This is a genomic window from Bradyrhizobium pachyrhizi (assembly GCF_001189245.1).
Lineage (GTDB): Bacteria > Pseudomonadota > Alphaproteobacteria > Rhizobiales > Xanthobacteraceae > Bradyrhizobium > Bradyrhizobium pachyrhizi.
The window spans coordinates 10138-16761 of the sequence record NZ_LFIQ01000067.1 but is presented as its reverse complement, the minus strand read 5'-3'; the positions used below and the strand labels follow the sequence as shown (position 1 = coordinate 16761).

3 protein-coding genes and 1 pseudogene are annotated in these 6624 nt (G+C 65.4%); 1 reads left to right on the top strand and 3 read right to left on the bottom strand.

Annotated features, from left to right (window positions below; translation table 11 throughout):
- Positions 1 to 376 precede the first annotated feature (376 nt).
- The 3 genes from ahcY to AKL29_RS14075 all read right to left on the bottom strand — a co-directional run bounded on the left by ahcY (position 377) and on the right by AKL29_RS14075 (position 4617).
- Complete coding sequence (ahcY, locus tag AKL29_RS14085) at positions 377 to 1804, bottom strand: adenosylhomocysteinase (RefSeq protein ID WP_050384613.1); 1428 nt, start codon at positions 1802 to 1804, stop codon at positions 377 to 379.
- Positions 1805 to 2004: 200 nt separating this feature from the next.
- Positions 2005 to 3201 carry a methionine adenosyltransferase gene (gene metK, locus AKL29_RS14080; protein ID WP_050384612.1) on the bottom strand — a complete coding sequence of 399 codons (1197 nt, stop codon included), beginning with the start codon at positions 3199 to 3201 and terminating at the stop codon, positions 2005 to 2007.
- Positions 3202 to 3261: 60 nt separating this feature from the next.
- Positions 3262 to 4617, bottom strand: coding sequence for a hypothetical protein (locus AKL29_RS14075; protein WP_050384611.1), 1356 nt, complete (start codon positions 4615 to 4617; stop codon positions 3262 to 3264).
- Between the two features lie 197 nt (positions 4618 to 4814).
- Between AKL29_RS14075 and AKL29_RS14070 the strand changes: the two are divergent.
- Positions 4815 to 6547: pseudogene (locus AKL29_RS14070) on the top strand (caspase family protein).
- Positions 6548 to 6624 lie beyond the last annotated feature (77 nt).

The window sequence follows — 6624 nt, the reverse complement described above, 5'->3', positions numbered from 1 at the left end:
TGCCACTGAGTTGCCCGACGGCGCAAGCCCGAAGCACAACTCGGTGTATGGTTTCCCCGTCTCACCCGATCGAGGGGCGCCTGCGCATCGTCACGGGTGTTGTGGTGAGATGCGGTGGACGCCGCGTGCGCGACCGACGAGTGCGCATGCATAACCACAAATGCTGATTGTTGAACGATGCTGGGACGATGAGTCCCGCTCCCAACACCCGCTGCGGCGTATGGGTCCCTGCTTTCGCAGGGACGACGACGGGTATTTGGCGACGTCAGAGAGTCGTTCCGCCGCGAAGACGGCCCATCTGTCACCCGCGTCACCCCAGCAAAAAGCCCCGGGCGATGCCGGGGCTCTTCACGTGATCGATCGCTGCGGGCGCGGATCAGTAGCGGTAGTGATCCGACTTGTACGGACCTTCCTGCTTGACGCCGATGTAGTCGGCCTGGTCCTTGCGCAGCTCGGTCAGCTTGACGCCGATCTTGGCGAGGTGCAGGCGGGCGACCTTCTCGTCCAGCGTCTTCGGCAACACGTAGACCTTCTTGGCGTACTTGCTGTCCTTGTTGTTGGCGAACAGCTCGATCTGCGCCAGCGTCTGGTTGGTGAAGGAGGCCGACATCACGAAGGACGGATGGCCCATCGCATTGCCGAGGTTCACCAGCCGGCCTTCCGACAGCATGATGATGCGGTGCTTGTCGGGGAATTCGATCTCGTCGACCTGCGGCTTGATGTTGGTCCACTTCAGATTGCGCAACGCGGCGATCTGAATCTCGTTGTCGAAGTGACCGATGTTGCAGACGATGGCGCGATCCTTCATCGCGCGCATGTGCTCGATGGTGATGATGTCCTTGTTGCCGGTGGCGGTGACGAAGATGTCGGCGCGCGGCGCCGCGTCTTCCATGGTCACGACCTCATAGCCTTCCATCGCCGCCTGCAGCGCGCAGATCGGATCGACCTCGGAGACCATGACGCGGCAGCCGGCCTGGCGCAGCGAGGCGGCCGAGCCCTTGCCGACATCGCCGAAGCCGGCAACCATCGCGACCTTGCCCGACAGCATCACGTCGGTGCCGCGGCGGATGCCGTCGACCAGCGACTCGCGGCAGCCATAAAGGTTGTCGAACTTCGACTTGGTGACGCTGTCGTTGACGTTGATCGCCGGGAACAGGAGCGTGCCCTTGTTGGCCATCTCGTACAGGCGATGCACGCCCGTGGTGGTCTCTTCCGAGACGCCCTTGATGTTCTTGGCGATCTCGGCGAACCAGCCCTTCGGCTTCTCCTTCAGGAGGCGCTTGACCAGCGCGTAGAAGATCTCCTCTTCCTCGGAGCCCGGCTTGTCGAGGAAGGCGGTGTCGCCCTGCTCGGCGCGGTAGCCGGCATGCACCAGCATGGTGGCGTCGCCACCGTCATCGAGGATCATGTTCGGCGTGCCGCCGCCGTGCCAGTCGAACAGCTTTGCGGTGTAGTCCCAGTACTCGGTCAGCGTCTCGCCCTTGACGGCGAACACCGGAATGCCGGCGGCGGCGATCGCAGCCGCGGCGTGATCCTGGGTCGAATAGATGTTGCAGGAGACCCAGCGGATGTCGGCGCCGAGCGCGGCCAGCGTCTCGATCAGCACCGCGGTCTGGATCGTCATGTGCAGCGAGCCCGCGATGCGCGCGCCCTTCAGCGGCTGCTTGGGGCCGAACTCCTCGCGGGTGGCCATCAGGCCGGGCATCTCGGTCTCGGCCAGCGAGATCTCCTTGCGGCCGAAATCGGCGAGCGAAATATCCTTGACGATGTAGTCGGTGAAGCCGGGCTTCGTGGGGGCGTTCATGTCTGTTTCCTAATCGGTGAATCCAGTGTGTCAGTAACAAAGCGAGCCGAACGCCTGCGGCGCGGCCTTCTCCCTCTCCCCGTTCTTACGGGGAGAGGGTCGGGGTGAGGGGCTCCATCCGCGCGTTGAGTTCGCGGAGAGTCCCCCTCACCCGCCGCTTCGCGGCGACCTCTCCCCGCAAGCGGGGCGAGGTAAGAGTATCAGAGCGCGCGCTTCAGCTGCTCGACGAGATCGGTCTTCTCCCAGGAGAAGCCGCCCTCATTGTCGGGCGTGCGGCCGAAATGACCGTAGGCCGAGGTGCGCGCGTAGATCGGGCGGTTGAGATCGAGATGGCTGCGGATGCCGCGCGGCGTCAGATCCATCGCCTTGGCCGCCGCCTTCTCGAGCTGATCCTCCGACACCTTACCGGTGCCGTGGGTGTCGATGTAGATCGACAGCGGACGCGCCACGCCGATCGCGTAGGCGAGCTGCAGCGTGCAGCGGTCGGCGAGACCGGCTGCGACGATGTTCTTGGCGACATAGCGCGCGGCATAGGCGGCCGAGCGGTCGACCTTGGTCGGATCCTTGCCGGAGAACGCGCCGCCGCCATGCGGAGCCGCGCCGCCATAGGTGTCGACGATGATCTTGCGGCCGGTCAGGCCAGAGTCGCCGTCGGGACCGCCGATGAAGAACTTGCCGGTCGGATTGATGTGCCAGATCGTCTTGTCGCTGATCCACTCCTTCGGCAGCGCCTCGCGGACATAGGGCTCGACGATGTCGCGGATCTGCTTGGACGACAGGTCCTCGATCAGATGCTGGTGCGAGACCACGATCTCGCGGACGCCGACCGGCTTGCCGTTCTCGTACTGCACCGTGACCTGGCTCTTGGAGTCCGGACCCAGCACCTTCTCGCGGCCGGAGTGGCGCGCTTCGGAGATCAGCCGCAGGATCTTGTGGGCGTAGAAGATCGGCGCCGGCATCAGGTCCGGCGTCTCGTTGGTGGCGTAACCGAACATGATGCCCTGGTCGCCGGCACCCTCTTCCTTGACCTCGCCCGGTTGCAGCGCGTCGACGCCCTGCGCGATGTCGGCCGACTGCGGATGCAGCAGGATCTCGATGTCGCAGTTCTTCCAGTGGAAGCCGTCCTGCTCGTAACCGATGTCCTTGATTGCAGAGCGAACCACGCTCTCGATGTGGTCGTTGGTGACCGAGCTCGGGCCGCGCGTTTCGCCGGCGATCACCACCTTGTTGGTGGTCGCGAGCGTCTCGCACGCCGCGCGGATCTGCCACGGGTCGATGCCCGCTTTCGGTCCCTCGCGATAGAACAGATCGACGATCTCATCCGAGATACGATCACAGACCTTGTCCGGATGGCCTTCCGAGACCGACTCGCTGGTGAACAGGTAAGACGCGCGCATCAAGCAAACCCCTTGTTAAGTCGAAGTCCGACGTTGGTTGGTGAATATGTCCCCGGCATGTCAGTCTCGTCGCCGCGAGATGACGTAGGATTCGTCGTAGAACCACAGCCCGTTGTGTTTGCGGAGAACTTCGCGCGTGGCCTCGAGAGCTCGTCCGTTTTCGGTCGTTTCGGTCAACCGCTCATCTTCGATCTGCGCGACATACACCGCCGCATTCCACGCAGCAAAGGCCGTCGAGGTTCCGATCGAGCCGGTTACCTCATTGGGCAGCGCTTCCATATCATATCGGAAGATCGAACGGTTATCGGCGTAGGCGTTGAAGTTCAGCTCGCGGCCGGCGGAGCCCAACTCGTATTTCACCGCGCGCAGTATCTCATGACGGCTGACGGCGAAAGGATTTTCTCCGGGCCAGACGGCTTGAATCATTTCAAGTCCGGGATCGCCGCCGTGGGAGTGGATTCCTATCAGCCGTCCGCCGCCGCGCAGCGCGCGGGCCAGCGGCGCGATGATCCGCTTGGCGCGGAAGTTCACCGAGGATTTGGCACGGTAGGGCTGCGAGGCGATCACAAGATCGAAATTGGCTTCGGTGCGGCCGGCCCGCGGAATGATGGAATCGAGCAGGAACCGGTGATCGTCCCGGTACAGGACCAGCGCCACCGGCCGCTCATAGATCGGCATCGCATTGCCGGGGCTGAGATTGGCGCGCCAGTTATGCTCCAGGAACGGACCGAGTTCGGCGATCTGGGCCTCGAACTCACCCGAGGACGCGCCCCGCAGCGCCACCTCGTGCCAGATCATGCTGGCGGCCGCCGCGGAGTTCTTGGGCGTCAGCCACGGCGCCTCGGCGTAATACATGTTGGTGAACACGAAGACGCTGGCCGGATGCTCGAACAGGCGGTCGGGGACCTTGTCGAGGGTCAGGCGGACGTCCTCGAGGCTCAGTTCCTTGCCGGCGACATAGAACGGCATATGTGGGAAGCGGCCATGCATGGCGCGCAAGACCCGCGCCAGCACCGTGCCGTCGCCCATCCCGGCATCGAACACCCGCAGCGCCGGCGGCCGCGGATGGATGGCGGCCAATTCCAGCGCAACCCGGTCGGCGATCACCCGCTTCTCGCTGCAGGTGTGGACGAACAGCAAATAGCGCTGGCGGTTCTCGAAGAACCGGAAATTGCCCCGTGGATCGCGCTTTTCCGGCGGCACCACGAGGCCGCGCGGCGGCGCCACGCCGCCCGGCGTCGAGGTCGCGATGAAGCCGTTGATGCGGTCGAGCGTATCGATGGTGATGCGCTTGCCCTCGCGCAGCCGGTACACCAGCTTGCCGTCATTGACGGCGCGGCGGCCGAACGTCGTCTCCGCCATGTCGGAGCGACGGCAGAAATCCGTGATCTGGCTGAGGATTTCGTCGTTCTTCATGGCGCCTTGGGTGGGCAACGGCGAGTGGGACAAGAGTGGGCAGAAATGATGACTGGCAGCGTCTTATCACCATTTTCCCACCAGTTGAACCCCCTCTGCTGCCCGATCACCAAACAGTCATGGACCGCCCCCTGGACCGGTCTCTTGGACCGCCCTGCCGTCATCGATCGCCATGACGGCCTTACCCCGGATGACCGATGCGCCGCCTGCTCCTGATCCCCGCCCTCCTTGCCGCTTTGCTCTCGTCGGCGCCCTGTTTCGCCCAGGCGCACTCCCAGCTCGGTCCGCTCTGCACGACCGAGACCACGCCGGCCGACCAGATGATCGACGCCTGCACCAAGATCATCGCGCTGAAGGTGTTTTCCGGCGAGAAGCTCGCGACCATCTATTTCTGGCGCGCGGTCGGCTGGAACAAGAAGGGCAACTACGCCCAGGTGATATCCGACGCCACCGAGGCGCTGCGCCTCAAGCCCAGCACCGCCGTCTACAATTTGCGCGGCTCAGCCTATTTCGACAAAGGCGAGTACGACATCGCGATCGCCGACTTCAACGATGCGCTGCGCATGGGGCCGCCGAGCGGCATCATCTTCCACAACCGCGGCAACGCCTATCGCAGCAAGGGCGACTATGCCAAGGCGATCGCCGACTATGACGCCGCGATCAAGGCCGCTCCGAAGTCAGCCTTCTCCTATCAGAACCGCGGCGCCTCGAAGCGTGCGCTCGGCGATCTCGACGGCGCGCTCGCCGACATCAACGAGGCGGTCAGGATCGACCCGTCGCTGCCGCAGCCGCTGATCAGCCGCGCCGTGATCTGGCGCGCCAAGGGCGAGATCGAGCGCGCGATTGCGGACACGTCGGAGGCCATCCGGCTCGCCAAAGCCAAGGCGCCCGTCAACATCATGACGCCGCCCGGCAGCGTGCTGATCTCGGCCTATACCCAGCGCGGCCTGAGCTATGAAGCGAAGGGTGATGCTGCGCATGCCAAGGAAGATTACGCCGCGGTGCTCGTAGGCGTGGCGTCCGATGCCGGCAGCAAGGCCAACCAGGCCACCGCGAAGGTGCGGCTCGCGCTGCTCAAGGAAGCCGACGCGGCACCGCGCAAGACCGCGGCGGCGCCGGCCGCCGAGAGCAGCCCGGCCGCGCCACCGGCCGCTTCCGTCAAGACACCGGCACCGGCGCCGCCCGCCGCGCGGCCCCGGCGGCAGCAACCGGCCGGCGCCTCGCGCTGGTGATCGGCAACGGCGCCTATGCGCATGTCAAGGCGCTGCCCAATCCGTCCAACGATGCGCGCGCCATCGCCAGGAGCCTGCGCGACATCGGCTTCACCGTCTCCGAGGGGCTCGATCTCGATCGCGACACGATGCAGAAGACGATCCACGATTTCCTGCGCGAGGCGGCGCGATCGCAGATCGCCGTGGTCTACTATGCCGGTCACGGCGTGCAGGTCGATGGCCGCAACTATCTCGTGCCGGTCGACATCGAGTTCAGGGCGGGCGCGCGCATGACCGACGCGATGGTCGACATGGACACCATCATGGCCGGGCTCGACGACCAGATCCGCACCAACATCCTGATCCTCGATGCCTGCCGCAACAATCCGATGGCGCCGCAGCTGGCCTCCGCAGGTCCAAGCCGCGGCATCGAAGCGGGCTCCGGCCTTGCCGCGCCCGCCTCGCTCGGATCGGGCTCGACGCTCGGCGCCGGCACGCTGATCGCGTTTGCGACCGCGCCGGGCCAGGTCGCCCTCGACCGCGAAGGCGCCAACAGCCCGTTCTCGGCGGCGCTGTCGCGCCATGTCGGCACGCCCGGCCTCGAGGTGCAGCAGATGCTGACCCGGGTCCGCGCCGAGGTCGTCGCCGCGACCAAGGGCAAGCAGGTGCCGTGGTCGAATTCGTCGCTGCTCGGCGAGGTCTATCTGGCGGAGCGGTGATGGTGCGACGGGACAGCGTCATTCCGGGGCGACGCGCAGCGTCGAACCTCAGGGGCGCAATTGCGCCCCGGGGAATT

Bases quoted from the DNA above. Each gene is read 5' to 3' on its own strand.
- ahcY (WP_050384613.1), bottom strand. From the start codon at position 1,804: ATGAACGCCCCCACGAAGCCCGGCTTCACCGACTACATCGTCAAGGAT.
- metK (WP_050384612.1), bottom strand. From the start codon at position 3,201: ATGCGCGCGTCTTACCTGTTCACCAGCGAGTCGGTCTCGGAAGGCCAT.
- AKL29_RS14075 (WP_050384611.1), bottom strand. From the start codon at position 4,617: ATGAAGAACGACGAAATCCTCAGCCAGATCACGGATTTCTGCCGTCGC.